This is a genomic window from Providencia sp. PROV061, assembly GCF_011045655.1.
GTDB lineage: Bacteria > Pseudomonadota > Gammaproteobacteria > Enterobacterales > Enterobacteriaceae > Providencia > Providencia hangzhouensis.
In genome coordinates, this window is sequence record NZ_CP042861.1 from 3,557,603 (window position 1) to 3,578,372 (window position 20,770).

Consider the following 20,770-nt stretch of genomic DNA (forward strand, 5'->3'; position numbering starts at 1 on the left):
TGGGGGTGCAATCGTGACGACAGCACCTTTAACGGGATCAAAACTCGCATGGATGACAATTGCTCTTTCATTGGCAACATTTATGCAAGTTCTTGATTCCACCATTGCTAACGTAGCTATTCCAACCATTGCAGGAAACTTGGGGGCATCCAACTCGCAAGGAACATGGGTAATAACCTCTTTCGGCGTTGCCAATGCCATCTCCATCCCCATCACTGGTTGGCTAGCCCGTAGGATAGGTGAAGTCAGGCTATTTTTATGGTCTACAGGCTTATTCGCTTTAACTTCATGGCTATGCGGTATTTCTGGCAGCTTAGAGATGCTGATCTTATTCCGAGTTTTACAAGGTTTAGTCGCAGGACCACTCATTCCTTTATCTCAAAGCCTACTGCTTAACAATTATCCTCCAGCCAAACGCAATATGGCCCTCGCCCTTTGGTCAATGACTATCGTTATTGCTCCGATTTGCGGACCGATTCTTGGTGGTTATATTAGTGATAACTACCATTGGGGCTGGATATTTTTTATCAATGTACCATTTAGTATTGCGATCATTTTTGCCATCATGCGCACCTTAAAAGGCCGTGAAACTAAAATATCTATTCAGCGCATTGATACTATTGGTTTAGTGCTATTGGTTGTTGGTATTGGTGCTTTACAGATTATGCTTGACCAAGGCAAAGAGCTGGATTGGTTTAACTCGACTGAAATTATCGTCCTGACCGTTATTGCTGTTGTCGCTATTGCCTTTTTAATTGTATGGGAACTCACCGATGACCATCCCGTCATCGACTTATCCCTATTTAAAGAACGCAATTTTACGATTGGCTGTTTGTCCTTAAGCCTTGCTTACATGCTCTATTTTGGAACGATTGTACTACTGCCCCAATTGCTACAAGAAGTTTATGGCTATACCGCAACATGGGCTGGGTTAGCCTCTGCACCTGTAGGATTATTACCGCTATTGATTACGCCAATTATAGGGCGTTTTGGTAACCGAATTGATATGCGTTATTTAGTTACATTCAGCTTTATTATCTATGCTGTTTGCTACTATTGGCGTGCTTATACTTTCGAACCTGGGATGAGTTTTGCCGAAGCTGCTTGGCCGCAATTTGTGCAAGGTTTAGCCATCGCTTGTTTCTTTATGCCTTTGACAACCATTACATTATCTGGCCTGCCGCCAGAAAAAATGGCCTCTGCATCGAGTTTATCTAACTTTACTCGTACCCTAGCTGGAGCCATTGGGACATCAATCACCACAACAATGTGGACCCAAAGAGAGTCAATGCATCATGAAAACCTCGCTGAATTTGTTAACCCATACAACCCAAATGCCCAACAGATGTACAGTGAACTGGCAAAAATAGGTATGAATGAGCAGCAAAGTGCGGCCTATCTTGCTAAAACGATTACTGACCAAGGACTGATTATGTCAGCAAATGAGATATTCTGGCTCTCAGCTGGGATTTTTATCCTACTGATGGTCATTGTCTGGTTCGCTAAGCCACCATTTGGGGCAGGTTCAAAAGACGGTGGTGCTCATTAATTAGCCCAACCCAGTGGAATAACTTGGTGATAGATATAAAAAAGCCATACATAGCGGGAATACATCCTTTTATGTATGGTCTTATTTTTCTGATAAAACGTAGGTGGTTATTTAACTTGGTTTTGTTGCCACCACTGGGCTAACATAATTCCTGTTGCAACAGAGACATTCAAGCTTTCCACTTTACCTGTTCCACCGATATAGAGACTCATATCGCCTTGATCCCACGTACTATCACTTAAACCATCACTCTCTTGGCCTAAAACTAAGACCATTTTGGCCGGTAACTTCGCTTTTGCGAGATCTTGACTGCCTTTATGGCTAGAAGTCGTCACAATGGTATAACCCGCTTTGCGGAATTTATCCAAAGTATCTGTTAATCCATCTGCATCAATCGCTTTAATGTGTTCAGCACCACCTTCTGCAGTGCGAATTGCCGCCCCAGACTCCAGCATGCCTGCATCCTGCAAAATCACACCTTTGATACCGAAATGCGCACAGCTACGCATAATTCCGCCCAGATTATGTGGATTTCCCACATCTTCCAGTGCTAATACACAGTCATTACCTGCCGCTTGCTGCAAGTAAGCATCAGCACTCATTCCACCGCGTTTTTTGATGATAAAACAGACACCACCATGATGTTCAGTTCCCGATGCTTTCGATAACTCTTCGTCATCAACAACGTGGTAAGCCTTACGATTTGCCGCCATCCATTTTAACGCATCACGAAAACGCGGCGTGACAGATTGCAAGAACCATGCACGAACAATCGCATCAGGGCGGTTTTTAAACATGGCTTGGCAGGCATTCTCACCATAAATACGGGTTTCTTCTTGGCGCTGTTTACGCAATTGTTCAGGGTCAATTTGGCTCTTACCAACAATTCCGCCATGGTCATTGGTTAATTCTTCACTATCTGGCTTAGAAACAGTGCGCCATGGTGAACGCTCGCGAGGTGCTTCATTACGGTTATCAGAGCGACGACCTTCACGCCCGCCTTCAGGGCGACTTGGGCGACCACCACGATCTTGACGGGCACCATCTCGTCTATCACCACCACGCTTGTCATTACCGCGCCTATCATCACGGCCACCGCCTCGGCGTTTATCATTACCTTTATTGTTGTCCTGCTCTTCACTGCGGACATACATCACTTTTACTTTGCCGTTTTTACCACTAAAATCATTCGAGTCGTTCATCACTATCCCCTACTAAGCTATGGCGCGAAGATTACATGATGTTGCATGGCTACGCTACCGATTCGCACTATTATCTCATCTAAAAGTTATTGAATATACTTCTATCGTATAGAAATCGTTTTGCGTACAATATGCGCCTTAATTTTAGGCCTAAAAAAAATAATTCAACATGACTTCGAATGCCGTTTATCACCTGCGTCAACAGCGCCTCGCATTATCGACTAAACCGTTTAGGGCACGAGGCTGCCGAGTAAAACGTTGCCAATATTGTTTGTTACCTAACCCACAATGCCTATGCCAAGACACCATATCATCACAAGCAAAAAGCCAATTTTGCTTGATTATGTTTGATGGTGAGGTATTTAAGCCAAGTAATACAGGAAAGTTGATTGCGGATGTTTTGCCCGACACTTTGGCCTTTCAATGGTCAAGAACAGAGCCTGATACGCAGCTATTGGCGGCACTGCAAGACACCACAAGGCAGCCTTACCTTATTTTTCCAGAAAGCTACGCTCAAAATGAACGCATCGTAGTCAATGAACCGACTTTGTCGGATAAACCCGCTTTATTTATTTTACTCGATGGGACCTGGCCTGAAGCACGAAAAATGTTTCGAAAAAGCCCTTATCTTAATGATATTCCAATGCTTTCAATTAATACCAAAGCAAGAACTGACTACTTACTCCGTACGCCATCAAGGGAAGAACAACATTGCACCGCCGAAGTTGCAGCTACCGTTTTAGAATTAGCGGGAGATTTAGACGCTTCACAACAACTCTTTAGCCACTTCAATCTTTTCCGTCAAAAATACCTTGAAGGGAAACCGCATCACCCTATTGCACAGAAGCTACTTACCGAATCCCACCTCTAACTATTTATTGGTACTGTTTTTCTCTTTCTTTTCGAGCCCAGTACCATTAAATGACAACTTTTAGATCGTCGTGCTGATAAAACGTGAACGTGCTTGTATAAATTAATTAAACTCACCAGATAAACTAGCGCAATCTCAAAGATAAGGCATAGTATTCATAAGTATCACTCAGCCACTTTTTATCTATTGAACGCTTATCTCGTTCAGCAAAGCAAAGGGTTATCAACCATGGGTTTAGTCAGTCAGTTAGAATCTTTATTCCGGCCAAAGTCTATCGTTGTCGTGGGAGCATCTGAAAACCCGAGCCGTGCAGGTTCGGTGATGATGAAAAACCTACTTACCAGCGGTTTTAAAGGTCCTATTTTACCTGTTAATCCAAACCGAAACTCTGTCCTCGGCGTACTTGCTTATCCTTCTATAGATAAATTACCGCTCAAACCTGATCTTGCCGTTATCTGTACCCATTACTCACGTAATATCTCCTGTTTACAGCAATTAGGGGAAGCTGGCTGTAAAGTGGTTATTATTTTGTCATCCCCTTCAATTCAGTTTAATGAATTAAAAAAAGTCGCCCAGCAATATCAAATTCGCCTATTAGGCCCGAATAGCCTAGGTTTTCTCGCACCATGGCAAGGTTTGAATGCGAGTTTTTCTCCAATACCAATCTTAAAAGGAAAACTCGCTTTTATCTCTCAATCTGCTGCTGTATCGAATACCGTTCTGGATTGGGCAAGGCACCGAGACATCGGTTTTTCTTATTTTATTGCCCTTGGTGATAGCATCGATATAGATATTGACGATTTACTCGATTACTTAGCGCGTGACAGCAAAACCAGCGCTATTTTGTTGTACCTTGAGAGCATTAGTGATGCACGACGTTTCTTATCATCATCTCGCAGTGCCTCACGCAATAAACCTATATTAGTGATAAAAAGTGGTCGAACCCGCAAAGCACAAAAACTACTGGGCGATAAACCTAGCCTAGATGCCGCTTACGATGCTGCTATCCAGCGTGCAGGTCTTCTTCGCGTGCAAGATACTCACGAAATGTTTTCTGCGGTTGAGACATTAAGCTATATGACTCCATTACGCGGTGAGCGTCTTTCAATCATGAGTAATGGTTCTGCCCCAGCCGCGATGGCATTAGACGAACTTCTCTTACGTAATGGTAAACTTGCAACGTTAAGTGTTGAAACAGAAAATGAATTAAGTTCACTATTACCTCTTGATTTATCGACACAAAATCCGATTAACTTAGGAGATGATTCCACCGTTGAGCGCTATATCAATGTACTGAACAAAATGCTCGATAGCCATGACCATGACGCTTTGTTACTTATCCACACTCCCAGTGCGATAACTGAAAGTAAAACCATGGCAGAAAAAATTATTAAAACTATTAAGCAACACCCACGCGGAAAGTGGCTAACCATTTTAACCAACTGGTGTGGAGAATATTCCTCTCAAGAATCTCGCCGCCTATTTAGTGAAGCTGGGATCCCTACCTACCGCACTCCAGAAGGGGCAATCACGGCGTATATGCATATGGTGGAATATCGCCGTAACCAAAAACAATTAAAAGAAACGCCAGCCCTCCCAGTAGGTATCACCGCTAATACGCAACAGGCTCATGAATATATTCAGCAAGCATTGGAAAATAATAAACTACACTTGGATACTCATGAAGTTCAGCCAATTTTAAAAGCCTACGGGTTAAATAGCTTACCCACCTGGATTGCACATTCGAGCAATGAAGCCATTGAAATCGCAGAGAAAATTGGTTACCCCGTTGCTTTAAAACTACGTTCTCCCGATATTGTACACAAGTCAGAAGTACAAGGGGTCATGCTCTATTTACGCAATGCTAAAGAGGTAGAAGATGCAGCTAAAGCGATTATGGAACGTGTTTCAACAAATTTCCCTAATGCACGAATTGAAGGGCTACTAGTACAAAGTATGGCTAATCGAGCAGGTGCTCAAGAGCTCAGGATCGCTGTTGAACTAGATCCTGTCTTTGGCCCTCTTATCATGTTAGGAGAAGGTGGTATTGAGTGGCAACAAGAGAGCCAAGCTGCTGTAGCTCTTCCTCCGCTAAATATGGCTTTAGCTCGCTACCTAGTTATTAATGCTATTAAAGGTTATAAAATAAAATCCCGAAGTGCTTTAGAACCATTAAACATCATAGGGTTATCTGCTTTATTAGTACGAGTTTCAAATTTAATTATTGATTGCCCAAATATTACAAGGTTAGATATTCATCCATTGCTCGCCTCAGGGGATGAATTTACTTTACTTGATGTCTCCATGGCATTAAGCCCAACAGATGATGCGACAACATCAAGGCTGGCAATTCGCCCTTATCCTAGTGAGCTAGAAGAAACAATTCATTTAAAAGAAGATCTTACCTGCTTACTACGACCGATCCTCCCTGAAGATGAACCTTTGCTAAAATCCTTTATAGAGCAAGTGACTAAAGAGGATCTTTATTATCGCTACTTTAGCGAGATCAGCGAATTTACCCACGATGATCTTGCCAATATGACACAGATTGATTATGACCGTGAAATGGCTTTCGTTGCGGTAAAAAACCCCAATACTACGCCTGAAATTATTGGCGTCACGCGAGCAATGGCTGATCCTGATAACCAAGAGGCTGAATTTGCAGTACTGGTTCGCTCTGATATGAAAGGGCAAACGCTCGGTTATCAACTTATGCAAAAGTTACTTAACTATACGCGAAGCCACGGCATTAAAAAGCTAACAGCCATAACTATGCCTGAAAACCGCAATATGATAAGCCTAGCTAAAAAACTTGGTTTTGAGATTGACGTTCAATTTGAAGATGGAGTCGTTAATCTGACACTTCACTTATAGAAATATCTAAGGACACGGCTTAACTTGTATAGTAATTAAACAAGTCGTCAATTTATACTAAATGGTTTAGCTAAATATGCTATCATCCATAGATCATTCGCTTAAAAATGTGCGCAAAGCGAGTTGCTATTAGACTAATAAGAGAAAATTTACACTGTGATGTTGTCAAAATTAAAACAAGCAAAACATCAACAATATTTGTTAAGTTTACCAAAACTCTCTCAAGAAATTGCTGATGTAAAAACGCTATATAAGACAGAAGATTTTCGTGATGAACTGCTTAAACAAATTTCTCAGGCTCAAAATACTATCTACATAACGGCTTTGTATTTAGAGAAAGACGATGCAGGTAAAGACGTACTTCATGCTTTATACGCTGCAAAACAAGCTAATACATCATTGGATATCAAAATTCTCGTAGACTGGCACCGTGCTCAGCGAGGTCGCATCGGGGTTGCAGCAAACGCCACTAATGCCGATTGGTATTATGATGTTGCAAAACATTACCCTGAAATTGAAATCCCTATCTACGGCATCCCTGTAAATACACGGGAAGCTCTGGGTGTTTTGCATCTAAAAGGCTTTTTATTTGATGATACTCTACTCTATAGCGGGGCAAGTATTAATGACGTCTATTTACAACGTCATAGTAAATACCGTTACGACCGCTATCACCTGATCAAAAATAGCCAACTTACCGCATCAATGAAAAAATTTATTGATGACGCATTACTACAAGCTGATGCCATTCATTTATTAAATACGCCAACTCGACCAAAAACAGCTGAGTTTAAGCATTTAATTAAACAATTTCGTTTGTGCTTACGGGGAGCGTCCTATCAGTTTTCAGGGAATGCAACTAATGATGAGCTGTCCGTCACTCCCTTTGTTGGTCTCGGTAAGAAAAACGATTTAAACCGTGTTATCACGCATTTAATGAGTGCAACAAACAATAAACTAACAATCTGTACGCCTTATTTTAATTTGCCTGCGGTGTTAGTTAGGGTTATTAGTCGGTTACTGCGTGATGGCAAACAAGTAGAAATTATCATTGGTGACAAAACTGCCAACGACTTCTATATCCCACCTGAAGAGCCATTTAAAATTATTGGTGCATTGCCATACCTTTATGAGATCAACTTGCGACGTTTTGTTAGTCGCTTGCAACGCTTTATTGATAACCAGCAGTTAACAGTAAGGCTCTGGAAAGACGCAGACAATACCTATCACCTAAAGGGGATGTGGGTTGATAATCACTGGCAATTGATCACGGGTAACAACTTAAACCCACGCGCTTGGGGGTTAGATCTTGAAAACGCAGTATTAATTCACGATCCAAAACAACAGCTGCAAGAGCAACGCAATCACGAGCTAGAGTGCATTCGAACTCATACTAAGGTTGTTAGCCATTTTCGCGAACTAGATAGCATCCAAACCTATCCTGTTAAAGTGAAAAAATTAATCCGACGACTACGTCGAATACGAGTCGACCGGTTAATTAGCCGCATCCTTTAGAATTTAAACAAAGCGTCACTTCGGTGGCGCTTTTACTTTGCTACTTTAATTTTTTAGGTATCTTACCAAAAATGTTTAAATCACTGATCATTAGCTTACTTATATTCATTTCAACAGGATGTACTGGTTTTCATTGGGCTAATGATAATTGGCAAGGTAAAGATAAAGCGCAGCATTTTGCATTTTCAGCCGCGATGGCTGCGGCTGGTAATGCTTATGCAGATAAACAAAACATGCAACACCGCGATGCTGCCATATTTGGTATTCTATTTTCAGTTTCTCTTGGCGCAGCAAAAGAGCTTTATGACAGCAGGCCTAATGGTACTGGGTGGAGTTGGCATGATTTTGCCTATGATGTTGCAGGGTCAATAGCAGGTTATAGTTTATATCAGTCCTTAAAGTAACCCACGCCCTTCTTTCCCATTTTTTACATTCCTCTCCTATTTTTAATATTTCGCTCACCATCGAAGTATCTATAAATTAAACCGTTATAGTTGAGCTTCTACATTAAGGAGAGTTTTATGATTGCCGTAATTTTTGAAGCCATCCCAATACCAGTGCAAAAAGAGCGTTATTTTGAATTGGCAGCCAAACTTAAATCTGAACTTATGCACATTGACGGGTTTATTGCTGTCGAACGCTTTCAATCTATTACAACAGAAGGAAAAATTCTCTCACTTTCATGGTGGGAAACAGAAGAAGCAGTAAAACAATGGAAAAACCATTTCATGCATATCGATGCACAAGTTGAAGGACAACAAACCATTTTTTCCCATTATCGAATTCGAGTTGCCCATACCTTAAAGGATTACTCATTCAATAACGAGGATAGCTTTGATGTATGATATTCATGTGATTATTGAAAACCAAGTAGGTGCTTTAGCACTATTGGCGACAACATTAGGGAAACATGGTATTGGCCTTGAAGGTGGTGGCGTTTTTTCTATCGAAGAAAAAAGTCATGCTCACTTTCTTGTTACCCAGCCAGAAAAAGCACGAGATGCCTTAACTACTGAGGGTTTACAGGTTGAAAGTATCATACAACCAGTGATCCGCAAATTAAAACAAGAACGTCCTGGCGAACTTGGAGAAATTGTTTCTCAACTCGCACTTCACCAAATTAATATCCTTGTTCAATACAGCGACCACAATAACAGGTTAATATTAATAACAGACAACAATATATTAGCCGCTGAAGTAACAAAGAAGTGGGAAAGCCAACCATGATACCAAGCAAAGATAGTATTCCCATTGAAGAAAAAGAGCCATTAGAACAATCTATCGCAAAAGTTGCCTCTGCGATTGCTGACTCTTCAAGGGTCAGTATTTTGTGTGCATTAATGGATGGCAGGGCTTGGACAGCAACAGAATTAAGCGTAGCTGCAAATATAGCCCCATCAACAACGAGTGCACACTTAACTAAACTTTTAAACAGCCACTTAATTAGTTGTCTATCTCAAGGAAGACACCGTTATTATAGGCTTGCAGGCACAGACATTGCCGAATTATTAGAAACATTAATGGGGGTATCCATGAAATTGGAGTACACCCCACCTATAACAACACCTATTCATCTGCGAAAGGCACGTACTTGCTATGATCACTTAGCCGGAGAAATTGCCGTTCAGATCTACGAATTTATGGATAAAAATGGCTGGTTTACAGCTAGAGAAAATAAATTATCAATGATTGGTGCCAATCAATTTAAAAAATTAGGTATCGACATTGAGCCTAATACAAAACGAAAAATAGCATGTGCTTGTTTGGATTGGAGTGAAAGACGTATGCACCTAGGGGGACTAGCAGGAACCTTACTATTGAAATTTTTTGCAGAAAAAGAATGGATAGAGAAAACAAAAGGTTATCGAGAAATTACTTTTACTACCTACGGTAAGAAAGCTTTAAAGCGTATTTTTAATATTAATATAGCTTAACCCCCCAACAAAATAACGAACAACCCTAGAACGATTTGATAATATACTTACCAAGCTAATTACTAATTAAAAGCAGACGTAAAACTGTATTTCTCCAAACAATGCCCCAAGTCACCTACAATAGGTCATTATCCATAAAATCCAGTATGTTAGTAATACAAAAAAGCCTCGTGATTTTTATCACGAGGCTTTGATAAGTGGCGGAACGGACGGGACTCGAACCCGCGACCCCCTGCGTGACAGGCAGGTATTCTAACCAACTGAACTACCGCTCCACTTATTCTTTTGCCTTTCGGCTGTTTACTGCTTATTGAGCAATAAACCTTTAATTAATGTCTGGCAGTTCCCTACTCTCACATGGGGAGACCCCACACTACCATCGGCGCTACGGCGTTTCACTGCTGAGTTCGGCATGGGGTCAGGTGGGACCACCGCGCTATTGCCGCCAGACAAATTCTGTTTGTTCCCGTTTAGTTTTTTTCTTCACTAAACCAGAACCTCAATCTCAAACAAGCTGCGTGTCCTTCACCTTTCGGCTTCTCACTTTCTTTGAAAACAACTCTATCTCTCTAAAACACCTTCGGTGTTGTCAGGTTAAGCCTCACGGTTCATTAGTATTGGTTAGCTCAACGTATCGCTACGCTTACACACCCAACCTATCAACGTCTTAGTCTTAAACGTTCCTTTAGGACTCTTAAAGAGTCAGGGAAGACTCATCTCAAGGCAAGTTTCCCGCTTAGATGCTTTCAGCGGTTATCTCTTCCGCACTTAGCTACCGGGCAATGCCATTGGCATGACAACCCGAACACCAGTGGTGCGTCCACTCCGGTCCTCTCGTACTAGGAGCAGCCCCTTTCAATCTTCCAACGCCCACGGCAGATAGGGACCGAACTGTCTCACGACGTTCTAAACCCAGCTCGCGTACCACTTTAAACGGCGAACAGCCGTACCCTTGGGACCTACTTCAGCCCCAGGATGTGATGAGCCGACATCGAGGTGCCAAACACCGCCGTCGATATGAACTCTTGGGCGGTATCAGCCTGTTATCCCCGGAGTACCTTTTATCCGTTGAGCGATGGCCCTTCCATTCAGAACCACCGGATCACTAAGACCTACTTTCGTACCTGCTCGAGCCGTCACTCTCGCAGTCAAGCTGGCTTATGCCTTTGCACTAACCGCATGATGTCCGACCATGCTTAGCCAACCTTCGTGCTCCTCCGTTACTCTTTGGGAGGAGACCGCCCCAGTCAAACTACCCACCAGACACTGTCCGCACCCCGGATAACGGGGCAACGTTAGAACATCAAACATTAAAGGGTGGTATTTCAAGGTTGGCTCCACGCAGACTGGCGTCCACGCTTCAAAGCCTCCCACCTATCCTACACATCAAGGCTCAATGTTCAGTGTCAAGCTATAGTAAAGGTTCACGGGGTCTTTCCGTCTTGCCGCGGGTACACTGCATCTTCACAGCGAGTTCAATTTCACTGAGTCTCGGGTGGAGACAGCCTGGCCATCATTACGCCATTCGTGCAGGTCGGAACTTACCCGACAAGGAATTTCGCTACCTTAGGACCGTTATAGTTACGGCCGCCGTTTACTGGGGCTTCGATCAAGAGCTTCTCCTTACGGATAACCCCATCAATTAACCTTCCAGCACCGGGCAGGCGTCACACCGTATACGTCCACTTTCGTGTTTGCACAGTGCTGTGTTTTTAATAAACAGTTGCAGCCAGCTGGTATCTGCGACTGGCTTCAGCTCCATGGGTAAACCACTTCACCTAATGCCAGCGTGCCTTCTCCCGAAGTTACGGCACCATTTTGCCTAGTTCCTTCACCCGAGTTCTCTCAAGCGCCTGAGTATTCTCTACCTGACCACCTGTGTCGGTTTGGGGTACGATTAATGATAATCTAGAGCTTAGAGGCTTTTCCTGGAAGCGGGGCATGAGCTACTTCATCACCGTAGTGACTCGTCATCGGACCTCAGCATATAGTGAACCGGATTTGCCTAATTCACCTGCCTACATCCTTAAACCGGGACAACCGTCGCCCGGATAGCCTAGCCTTCTCCGTCCCCCCATCGCAATTATCACCAGTACGGGAATATTAACCCGTTTCCCATCGACTACGCATTTCTGCCTCGCCTTAGGGGTCGACTCACCCTGCCCCGATTAACGTTGGACAGGAACCCTTGGTCTTCCGGCGTGCGGGTTTTTCACCCGCATTATCGTTACTTATGTCAGCATTCGCACTTCTGATACCTCCAGCATGCCTCACAGCACACCTTCACAGGCTTACAGAACGCTCCCCTACCCAACAATATTTACATATCGCTGCCGCAGCTTCGGTGCATAGTTTAGCCCCGTTACATCTTCCGCGCAGGCCGACTCGACCAGTGAGCTATTACGCTTTCTTTAAATGATGGCTGCTTCTAAGCCAACATCCTGGCTGTCTGAGCCTTCCCACTTCGTTTCCCACTTAACTATGACTTTGGGACCTTAGCTGGCGGTCTGGGTTGTTTCCCTCTTCACGACGAACGTTAGCACCCGCCGTGTGTCTCCCGTGATAACATTCTTCGGTATTCGTAGTTTGCATCGAGTTGGTAAGTCGGGATGACCCCCTAGTCGAAACAGTGCTCTACCCCCGAAGATGAGTTCACGAGGCGCTACCTAAATAGCTTTCGGGGAGAACCAGCTATCTCCCGGTTTGATTGGCCTTTCACCCCCAGCCACAAGTCATCCGCTAATTTTTCAACATTAGTCGGTTCGGTCCTCCAGTTAGTGTTACCCAACCTTCAACCTGCCCATGGCTAGATCACCGGGTTTCGGGTCTATACCCTGCAACTTATTCGCCCAGTTAAGACTCGGTTTCCCTACGGCTCCCCTATACGGTTAACCTTGCTACAGAATATAAGTCGCTGACCCATTATACAAAAGGTACGCAGTCACCCTGATAAATCAAGGCTCCCACTGCTTGTACGTACACGGTTTCAGGTTCTATTTCACTCCCCTCGCCGGGGTTCTTTTCGCCTTTCCCTCACGGTACTGGTTCACTATCGGTCAATCAGGAGTATTTAGCCTTGGAGGATGGTCCCCCCATATTCAGACAGGATAACACGTGTCCCGCCCTACTCGTCGAGTTCACAACACTAACATCTTCGGATACGGGGCTATCACCCTTTACTGCCGGACTTTCCAGACCGTTCTCCTGATGCTAATGCTGATTAAGACTCTGGGCTGCTCCCCGTTCGCTCGCCGCTACTAGGGGAATCTCGGTTGATTTCTTTTCCTCGGGGTACTGAGATGTTTCAGTTCCCCCGGTTCGCTTCGTTTGACTATGTATTCATCAAACGATAGTGCAACGAATTGCACTGGGTTTCCCCATTCGGAAATCGTCGGTTGTAACGGTTCATATCACCTTACCGACGCTTATCGCAGATTAGCACGTCCTTCATCGCCTCTGATTGCCTAGGCATCCACCGTGTACGCTTAGTCGCTTAACCTCACAACCCGAAATTGTTTCAACGTTCACCTTACTGTCATGGCTGTGCGTGCATTCCTTCTTTGTTGGGCAGTGCTCGCAATGCTCACATACTTATGTATGCTGCGCTTGCTGTGCGCTGGCCGCCGCGAAGGACTGACTGCTCGCTCATGCCACTCGCTAAAGTGACCGAAAATTTCAGGTCTGAAATTTTGAGAGACTCTCACATTGTTTAAGCGATAAACAATGTGCGTTGTTTTCAATTTTCAGCTTGTTCCAGATTGTTAAAGAGCATAATTATTCGCAATAGACTATTACTAATCTATTCTGAATAATCAGAAAAATTATGGTGGAGCTAAGCGGGATCGAACCGCTGACCTCCTGCGTGCAAGGCAGGCGCTCTCCCAGCTGAGCTATAGCCCCATAAAGGTATTTTCGGTATCAATATAAGTCATTAAATGACAAATCGAATTCAGGCAAGGCATAGATTGGCGAAGCTTACTTAGGTAAGTGAGCTAATCTATAACGACGCATCAATTCGATTTTGGTAGGCCTGAGTGGACTTGAACCACCGACCTCACCCTTATCAGGGGTGCGCTCTAACCACCTGAGCTACAAGCCTATCGATACCGCTACTCTATTTCATCAGACAATCTGTGTGAGCACTTCACAAAAACACTTCAATGGTAAGGAGGTGATCCAACCGCAGGTTCCCCTACGGTTACCTTGTTACGACTTCACCCCAGTCATGAATCACAAAGTGGTAAGCGCCCTCCCGAAGGTTAAGCTACCTACTTCTTTTGCAACCCACTCCCATGGTGTGACGGGCGGTGTGTACAAGGCCCGGGAACGTATTCACCGTAGCATTCTGATCTACGATTACTAGCGATTCCGACTTCATGGAGTCGAGTTGCAGACTCCAATCCGGACTACGACGTACTTTATGAGTTCCGCTTGCTCTCGCGAGGTCGCTTCTCTTTGTATACGCCATTGTAGCACGTGTGTAGCCCTACTCGTAAGGGCCATGATGACTTGACGTCATCCCCACCTTCCTCCGGTTTATCACCGGCAGTCTCCTTTGAGTTCCCGACCGAATCGCTGGCAACAAAGGATAAGGGTTGCGCTCGTTGCGGGACTTAACCCAACATTTCACAACACGAGCTGACGACAGCCATGCAGCACCTGTCTCAGAGTTCCCGAAGGCACTAAAGCATCTCTGCTAAATTCTCTGGATGTCAAGAGTAGGTAAGGTTCTTCGCGTTGCATCGAATTAAACCACATGCTCCACCGCTTGTGCGGGCCCCCGTCAATTCATTTGAGTTTTAACCTTGCGGCCGTACTCCCCAGGCGGTCGATTTAACGCGTTAGCTCCGAAAGCCACTCCTCTAGGGAACAACCTTCAAATCGACATCGTTTACAGCGTGGACTACCAGGGTATCTAATCCTGTTTGCTCCCCACGCTTTCGCACCTGAGCGTCAGTCTTTGTCCAGGGGGCCGCCTTCGCCACCGGTATTCCTCCACATCTCTACGCATTTCACCGCTACACATGGAATTCTACCCCCCTCTACAAGACTCTAGCTGACCAGTCTTAGATGCCATTCCCAGGTTAAGCCCGGGGATTTCACATCTAACTTAATCAACCGCCTGCGTGCGCTTTACGCCCAGTAATTCCGATTAACGCTTGCACCCTCCGTATTACCGCGGCTGCTGGCACGGAGTTAGCCGGTGCTTCTTCTGTCGGTAACGTCAATCGTTGATGATATTAGCATCAACGCCTTCCTCCCGACTGAAAGTACTTTACAACCCTAGGGCCTTCTTCATACACGCGGCATGGCTGCATCAGGCTTGCGCCCATTGTGCAATATTCCCCACTGCTGCCTCCCGTAGGAGTCTGGGCCGTGTCTCAGTCCCAGTGTGGCTGATCATCCTCTCAGACCAGCTAGGGATCGTCGCCTAGGTGAGCCATTACCTCACCTACTAGCTAATCCCATATGGGTTCATCCGATAGCGCAAGGACCGAAGTTCCCCTGCTTTGCTCCTTAGAGATTATGCGGTATTAGCTACCGTTTCCAGTAGTTATCCCCCTCTATCGGGCAGATCCCCATACATTACTCACCCGTCCGCCGCTCGTCAGCGAGAAGCAAGCTTCCTCTGTTACCGCTCGACTTGCATGTGTTAGGCCTGCCGCCAGCGTTCAATCTGAGCCATGATCAAACTCTTCAATTAAAAAGCTTGATGCTCAAAGAATGTCTTACTGACCGTAACGTTCTTTTGTTCGGCTAACTTTGTCGGCTTCGCATCGCTTCCCCTCGCCGTACCTAAGTACTGTCTCGGGTTATCTCTGCTTGCCTTCGCGTTATCCTTTCAAAATAAGCGTTACTACCTTATTTCATATATATGAATTAACGTGTTAGTCACTCTTCAAGACTTAAAATCAAATATTTTTTTGATAGTGTCCTGTGAGTGCCCACACAGATTGTCTGATAAATTGTTAAAGAGCGTTGCAGCTTTTCTTTATGAAAACCAACCTTTCGGTCGTTGCTGCGAGGAGGCGTATATTACGTTTTCCTCCGTGAGAGTCAAGCAATTTTTTGCTTTTTCTTTTCAGAATCTCTCGCTGCCGTTTCAGTGTTCATCGCGCTTTGCGTTGTCTTGTTCCCGGTCAGTGGTGGCGCATTATAGGGAGTCAGAAAAATCTGGCAAGTGTTTTTTTACATTTTTTTTCTAACTGCCTATTTACCACCCAAAAAGGCTACTTTTTGATTCTTTTTAGCGTTTCTGGCAACTCTGCGATACTGTTAATAACAATATCTGCATTATTGATTGCTTCATCGGTGACTGGCTCACCACTTTTCACTAATATAGTTGTACCGACTTTAGCGGCTTTGCCTGCCAACATATCAGCAAGTTTATCACCCACCATAATAGATGATGCCATATCTATTTTTAAAAAAGCCTGCGCGTCTAGTAGCATTCCTGGCTTTGGTTTACGGCAATTACAGTCTTGGCGATATTCTTCTACTGTAGCCTCAGTATGATGAGGGCAAAAATAAATACCGTCTAAGTCGATACCGCGATCTGCTAATGACCAATCCATCCATTCTGTGAGTTGCATAAACTGGTCTTCTGTATAAATTCCCCGACCAATACCTGACTGGTTAGTTACAATAACTAATGCATAACCCATCTTTTTTAATTCGAGCATCGCTTCAATTGACCCTTCAATAAATTCGAAATCATCAATTTTATGTACATAACCATGATCGATATTAATTGTTCCATCTCTATCTAAAAAGACTGCTGGGATCCCGTTACTCACCTGTTTACTCCTAAAATTTAGTATCTTTTTAGTATCTCATGAAAAGAAATAAAAGGAGAATAGAATAAATAGAACAATCTTTATTGACTTAGACGTCTAGACGCCTTAACATCCAACCTTATTAGATACACTATCTAAAAACAATTCAGATAAAGTTAGAAACTATAAATGATAAAGCTCTCAAATATTAATAAAGTTTTCCAGCAAGGAAGCCGTAACATTCAAGCGCTTACTGATATTAGCTTGCATGTGCCTGCTGGTCAGATCTATGGCGTTATTGGTGCTTCAGGTGCGGGTAAAAGTACGCTTATTCGTTGCGTGAATATGCTTGAACGCCCAACTTCAGGCCAAGTTATTGTTGATGGACAAGATTTAACATCAATGACTGAAAAAACGTTGACGAGAGCACGTCGCGGCATTGGCATGATTTTCCAGCATTTTAACCTGTTATCTTCACGTACCGTCTTTGATAACGTTGCTCTCCCCTTGGAACTTGATAATACGCCTAAAGAAAAAATTATAGAGCGTGTAAGTGAATTACTCGATTTAGTTGGGTTAACTGAAAAGAAAGATGCATACCCAGCAAACCTTTCGGGCGGACAAAAGCAACGTGTTGCTATAGCTCGCGCATTAGCTAATTCACCAAAAGTATTACTATGTGATGAAGCGACAAGTGCATTAGACCCCGCGACAACCCGTTCAATTTTAGAATTATTAAAAGATATTAACCGTCGATTAGGCTTAACTATCTTATTAATTACCCACGAAATGGATGTTGTAAAACGTATTTGTGATCAAGTAGCTGTAATAAGTGGCGGTCAATTAATTGAGCAAGACAAAGTGAGTGAAGTATTCTCTCACCCAAAAACACCTGTTGCTCAAGCGTTTATTCAATCAACATTAGTTATTGATATTCCAGATGATTATAAAGAACGATTAAAAACGGAGCCAGGTAAGGAATTATCACCATTACTCAAGCTCGAATTTACAGGGCAGTCTGTTGATGCACCTTTAATTTCAATGGCTGTACGCAAATTTGATATTGATATTAATATTTTAAGTTCACAAATTGACTACGCCGGCGGCGTGAAATTTGGTGTGATGCTCGCAGAGCTACATGGCATCAATGGTGGGGTTGAATCCACAATTGCATTTTTAAAAGAGCATCATGTGAAAGTAGAGGTTTTGGGTTATGTCTGAGAGAATGATTTACCTGCTGATTAACGGCACAATTGACACTATCACAATGACCTTTGTTTCCGGCTTTTTGGGTTTTGTTTTAGGTTTACCATTAGGTGTATTGCTCTATATTACACGCAAAGACCAAGTAATGGAGAATGTAGGGCTATATCGTGCTCTTGCAGTTGTAGTAAACATTTTCCGCTCTGTGCCATTTATTATTTTACTGGTGTGGATTATTCCATTAACTTCGTTTCTTGTTGGAACGACTATTGGTTTAAAAGCAGCAATCGTTCCTTTAACAATTGGCGCTGCGCCGTTTATTGCTCGCATGGTTGAAAATGCGTTATTAGAAATTCCAAGTGGTTTAATTGAATCAGCCCGTGCGATGGGAGCAACTCCACTTCAGATTATTCGTAAGATTTTGATCCCTGAAGCATTGCCAAGTTTAATTAATGCAGCCACTATCACGTTAATTATGTTAGTCGGATATTCTGCAATGGGTGGTGCAGTTGGTGCCGGTGGTTTAGGTCAAATCGCACTACAATATGGTTATCAAACTTATAACCCTGTTGTGATGAATACCGTTATTGTTCTCCTCGTCATTTTAGTAAACCTAATTCAGTTTGGTGGCGAGTATTTAATGAAAAAAGTTTCACATCGATAGTTAGTAAAATAGCTGCGCCGTTAAGGTGCTTATAAAGTCCGTTTTAAAGGGGTAAACCAATGTCTATTAAATTAAAATCTATCGCAGTTGTCGGCGCGCTATTAGGCACACTCGTTCTCACTGGTTGTGGTGAAAAAGAGAAAGATGCCAACAGCATCAAAGTTGGTGTGATCATGGGCAAAGAATTAGAAGTTGCTGAAGTCGCACAGAAAGTTGCTAAAGAAAAGTACGGTTTAAATGTTGAGCTCGTTTCATTTAATGACTTCGTTTTACCTAATGAAGCATTAAGTAAAGGCGATATCGATGCGAACGCATTCCAACACAAGCCTTATCTTGATCAACAAATTAAAGATCGTAACTACAAATTAGTTCCTGTTGGAAATACCTTTATTTATCCAATTGCGGCTTACTCTAAAAAAATTAAGTCAGTAGATGAACTCGCTGATGGCTCTCAAATTGCGTTACCAAATGACCCAACTAACTTAGGCCGTTCATTGCTGTTATTACAACAACAAGGTTTAATTAAATTAAAAGATGGTACTGGCTTAATGCCAACTGTTTTAGATGTGGTTGAAAACCCGAAAAACCTGAAATTTGTTGAGTTAGAAGCGCCTCAATTACCTCGTGCTTTAGATGACCAAAAAATTGCATTAGCGATTATCAATACGACTTGGGCAAGTAGTGCTACACCTAAATTAACACCTGCAAAAGATGGTTTATTTGTTGAAGATAAAGATTCTCCATACGTAAATATTATTGTTGCTCGTGAAGATAATAAAGATAGTGAGAACGTGAAAAAATTTATTCAGGCGTATCAATCAGATGAAGTAGCAAACAAAGCTAATGAAGTCTTCGATGGTGGTGCAGTTAAAGGTTGGTAATCTTTTTTATTATTTAAAAAACGATTAAAATACTAGACGGCTTAACGCCGTCTAGTATTTTTTGTAATTTATAGACTATAAAAACAACGCGGCATTATTTTGAATCATATAAGAAAGGTATAACTTATGAGACTGTTATTGCTCACTTTGGTAACATTTGTGTTAGCCGGGTGTGGAATTAACCAATACACGAGTCCAGGGCAAAATAAAGGTTTCACTAGTATGAAATTGTCTAAACCTGTACCGAAAGTAACAGAGCCAGACACAGCAAACGTTAAATTAATGAATAGCCCAGAAGAATTATTAGGGATGCCTTTCAAAGATTTAGGTGTTGTTTCTGGGGAATCTTGTCGAGAAAGCGTTCAAAGCCCTCCGGCAAATTTGAATACCGCAAAAAACAGTATGTTAACACAAGCTGCCTATATTGCGGCTGATGCCGTACTTTTACACCAGTGCCAAACCATGACCTCTCCAGGTTGTTATCAGGCAACTATCTGTGAAGGCAGTGCATTACAAATTGTTGAATAAATATCTTATGCAACCTTTTCAGTTTAATGTTATTGGGCACATTGAATCACCTTATAAAGAAAAGTTTGCAATCCCTCGCCAACCTGGACTTGTTCAGGGGGGTGCGGGACGCTTACATCTGCATTCTCCATTCAACGACCCAAATGCGGTGCGAGGACTCAGTCAATTTAGCCATGTTTGGGTTCTATTCGTTTTTCATCAAACAATGAAAAATGGCTGGAAACCGCTAGTGCGTCCTCCAAGACTAGGTGGCAATGATAAAATGGGTGTTTTCGCAACCCGTTCAACATTTAGACCAAACCCAATAGGCATGTCTCTTGTTGAATTACATGGAATAACAATAGAAAACAGCCAAGTGATCCTTGAGCTTGGTAGCCTTGATTTAGTAGATGGCACCCCTGTTATCGATATAAAACCTTACTTACCCTTTGCCGAGGCAATACCGACCGCAACTGCAGGGTACGCACAGGACACACCTTCAGATGATATGCAGGTTATATTTACCCCAGAAATAAAAACTGAATTAGATGATTATCAAAATCAGTACCCGGGTATTAAACAATTTATTTCACAAGTTTTAATGCAAGACCCCCGCCCCGCATATAAAAAACAATCTACTGAAACACGTGACTATGCAGTCCATTTATTAGATTTTAATATTCGTTGGCGGGTAATTGATGGTGTGACTGAAGTATTCGCTATCGAACCATACGAAAAATCACGTTAACCCCTTTTGGCAAGCCTCCGTCACTGGTAGACTAGCTCACTATATA

15 protein-coding genes, 3 tRNA genes and 3 rRNA genes are annotated in these 20,770 nt (G+C 43.0%); 13 read left to right on the forward strand and 8 right to left on the reverse strand.

What is annotated here, in order from left to right; genetic code table 11:
• Positions 1–13 precede the first annotated feature (13 nt).
• Positions 14–1,549, forward strand: coding sequence for a multidrug efflux MFS transporter permease subunit EmrB (gene emrB, locus FVA72_RS16410; RefSeq protein WP_110591302.1), 1,536 nt, complete (start codon positions 14–16; stop codon positions 1,547–1,549).
• Between the two features lie 107 nt (positions 1,550–1,656).
• Here the strand turns inward: emrB and FVA72_RS16415 are convergent, their stop codons facing one another.
• Positions 1,657–2,751: a tRNA/rRNA methyltransferase gene (locus tag FVA72_RS16415; RefSeq protein ID WP_110591301.1), complete on the reverse strand. Its 1,095-nt coding sequence runs from the start codon at positions 2,749–2,751 to the stop codon at positions 1,657–1,659.
• Between the two features lie 169 nt (positions 2,752–2,920).
• Between FVA72_RS16415 and FVA72_RS16420 the strand changes: the two genes are divergently transcribed.
• The 7 genes from FVA72_RS16420 to FVA72_RS16450 all read left to right on the forward strand — a co-directional run bounded on the left by FVA72_RS16420 (position 2,921) and on the right by FVA72_RS16450 (position 9,945).
• Positions 2,921–3,622, forward strand: a complete 702-nt coding sequence (locus FVA72_RS16420; RefSeq protein ID WP_036957965.1) for a tRNA-uridine aminocarboxypropyltransferase — start codon at positions 2,921–2,923, stop codon at positions 3,620–3,622.
• A gap of 228 nt (positions 3,623–3,850) precedes the next feature.
• The gene (locus FVA72_RS16425; RefSeq protein WP_110591300.1) at positions 3,851–6,496 is read left to right on the forward strand and encodes a bifunctional acetate--CoA ligase family protein/GNAT family N-acetyltransferase; all 2,646 of its coding nucleotides are present in this window, start codon (positions 3,851–3,853) and stop codon (positions 6,494–6,496) included.
• Positions 6,497–6,655: 159 nt separating this feature from the next.
• Entirely contained in the window at positions 6,656–8,011 is a 1,356-nt protein-coding gene (gene pssA / locus FVA72_RS16430; protein WP_110591299.1) for a CDP-diacylglycerol--serine O-phosphatidyltransferase, read from the forward strand.
• Positions 8,012–8,082: 71 nt separating this feature from the next.
• Positions 8,083–8,415: a YfiM family lipoprotein gene (locus tag FVA72_RS16435; RefSeq protein ID WP_094961836.1), complete on the forward strand. Its 333-nt coding sequence runs from the start codon at positions 8,083–8,085 to the stop codon at positions 8,413–8,415.
• 117 nt (positions 8,416–8,532) lie between these two features.
• Entirely contained in the window at positions 8,533–8,856 is a 324-nt protein-coding gene (locus FVA72_RS16440) for an antibiotic biosynthesis monooxygenase family protein (protein ID WP_094961787.1), read from the forward strand.
• Positions 8,849–9,238, forward strand: coding sequence for a hypothetical protein (locus FVA72_RS16445; RefSeq protein WP_004257151.1), 390 nt, complete (start codon positions 8,849–8,851; stop codon positions 9,236–9,238). The genes FVA72_RS16440 and FVA72_RS16445 overlap by 8 nt, the downstream gene beginning before the upstream one ends.
• Entirely contained in the window at positions 9,235–9,945 is a 711-nt protein-coding gene (locus tag FVA72_RS16450; RefSeq protein ID WP_110591298.1) for an ArsR/SmtB family transcription factor, read from the forward strand. Before FVA72_RS16445 ends, FVA72_RS16450 begins: the two co-directional genes overlap by 4 nt.
• A gap of 198 nt (positions 9,946–10,143) precedes the next feature.
• Here the strand turns inward: FVA72_RS16450 and FVA72_RS16455 are convergent.
• The 7 genes from FVA72_RS16455 to gmhB form a co-directional block, all read right to left on the reverse strand.
• Positions 10,144–10,220 (reverse strand) — tRNA-Asp (locus tag FVA72_RS16455).
• Between the two features lie 59 nt (positions 10,221–10,279).
• Positions 10,280–10,395: ribosomal RNA gene (gene rrf / locus FVA72_RS16460) — 5S ribosomal RNA — on the reverse strand.
• Positions 10,396–10,535: 140 nt separating this feature from the next.
• Positions 10,536–13,444 (reverse strand): 23S ribosomal RNA (locus FVA72_RS16465).
• Between the two features lie 325 nt (positions 13,445–13,769).
• Positions 13,770–13,845, reverse strand: a tRNA-Ala gene (locus FVA72_RS16470).
• 122 nt (positions 13,846–13,967) lie between these two features.
• Positions 13,968–14,044 (reverse strand) — tRNA-Ile (locus FVA72_RS16475).
• 65 nt (positions 14,045–14,109) lie between these two features.
• Positions 14,110–15,649 (reverse strand): 16S ribosomal RNA (locus tag FVA72_RS16480).
• The 16S, 23S and 5S rRNA genes sit together here with 3 tRNA genes alongside, the layout of an rRNA operon.
• A 526-nt stretch (positions 15,650–16,175) precedes the next feature.
• Positions 16,176–16,742, reverse strand: coding sequence for a D-glycero-beta-D-manno-heptose 1,7-bisphosphate 7-phosphatase (gene gmhB, locus FVA72_RS16485; RefSeq protein WP_110591297.1), 567 nt, complete (start codon positions 16,740–16,742; stop codon positions 16,176–16,178).
• Between the two features lie 168 nt (positions 16,743–16,910).
• Between gmhB and metN the strand changes: the two genes are divergently transcribed.
• The 5 genes from metN (at position 16,911) to tsaA (ending at position 20,724) form a co-directional block, all read left to right on the forward strand.
• Positions 16,911–17,942 carry a methionine ABC transporter ATP-binding protein MetN gene (metN, locus tag FVA72_RS16490; RefSeq protein ID WP_110591296.1) on the forward strand — a complete coding sequence of 344 codons (1,032 nt, stop codon included), beginning with the start codon at positions 16,911–16,913 and terminating at the stop codon, positions 17,940–17,942.
• Positions 17,935–18,588: a methionine ABC transporter permease MetI gene (gene metI, locus FVA72_RS16495; protein ID WP_004257375.1), complete on the forward strand. Its 654-nt coding sequence runs from the start codon at positions 17,935–17,937 to the stop codon at positions 18,586–18,588. Before metN ends, metI begins: the two co-directional genes overlap by 8 nt.
• Positions 18,589–18,647: 59 nt before the next feature.
• Positions 18,648–19,469: a MetQ/NlpA family lipoprotein gene (locus tag FVA72_RS16500; protein WP_110591295.1), complete on the forward strand. Its 822-nt coding sequence runs from the start codon at positions 18,648–18,650 to the stop codon at positions 19,467–19,469.
• A gap of 126 nt (positions 19,470–19,595) precedes the next feature.
• Positions 19,596–19,997, forward strand: coding sequence for an Rcs stress response system protein RcsF (rcsF, locus tag FVA72_RS16505; protein WP_004257380.1), 402 nt, complete (start codon positions 19,596–19,598; stop codon positions 19,995–19,997).
• 7 nt (positions 19,998–20,004) lie between these two features.
• The gene (gene tsaA, locus FVA72_RS16510; RefSeq protein WP_110591294.1) at positions 20,005–20,724 is read left to right on the forward strand and encodes a tRNA (N6-threonylcarbamoyladenosine(37)-N6)-methyltransferase TrmO; all 720 of its coding nucleotides are present in this window, start codon (positions 20,005–20,007) and stop codon (positions 20,722–20,724) included.
• The last annotated feature ends 46 nt before the right edge of the window (positions 20,725–20,770 follow it).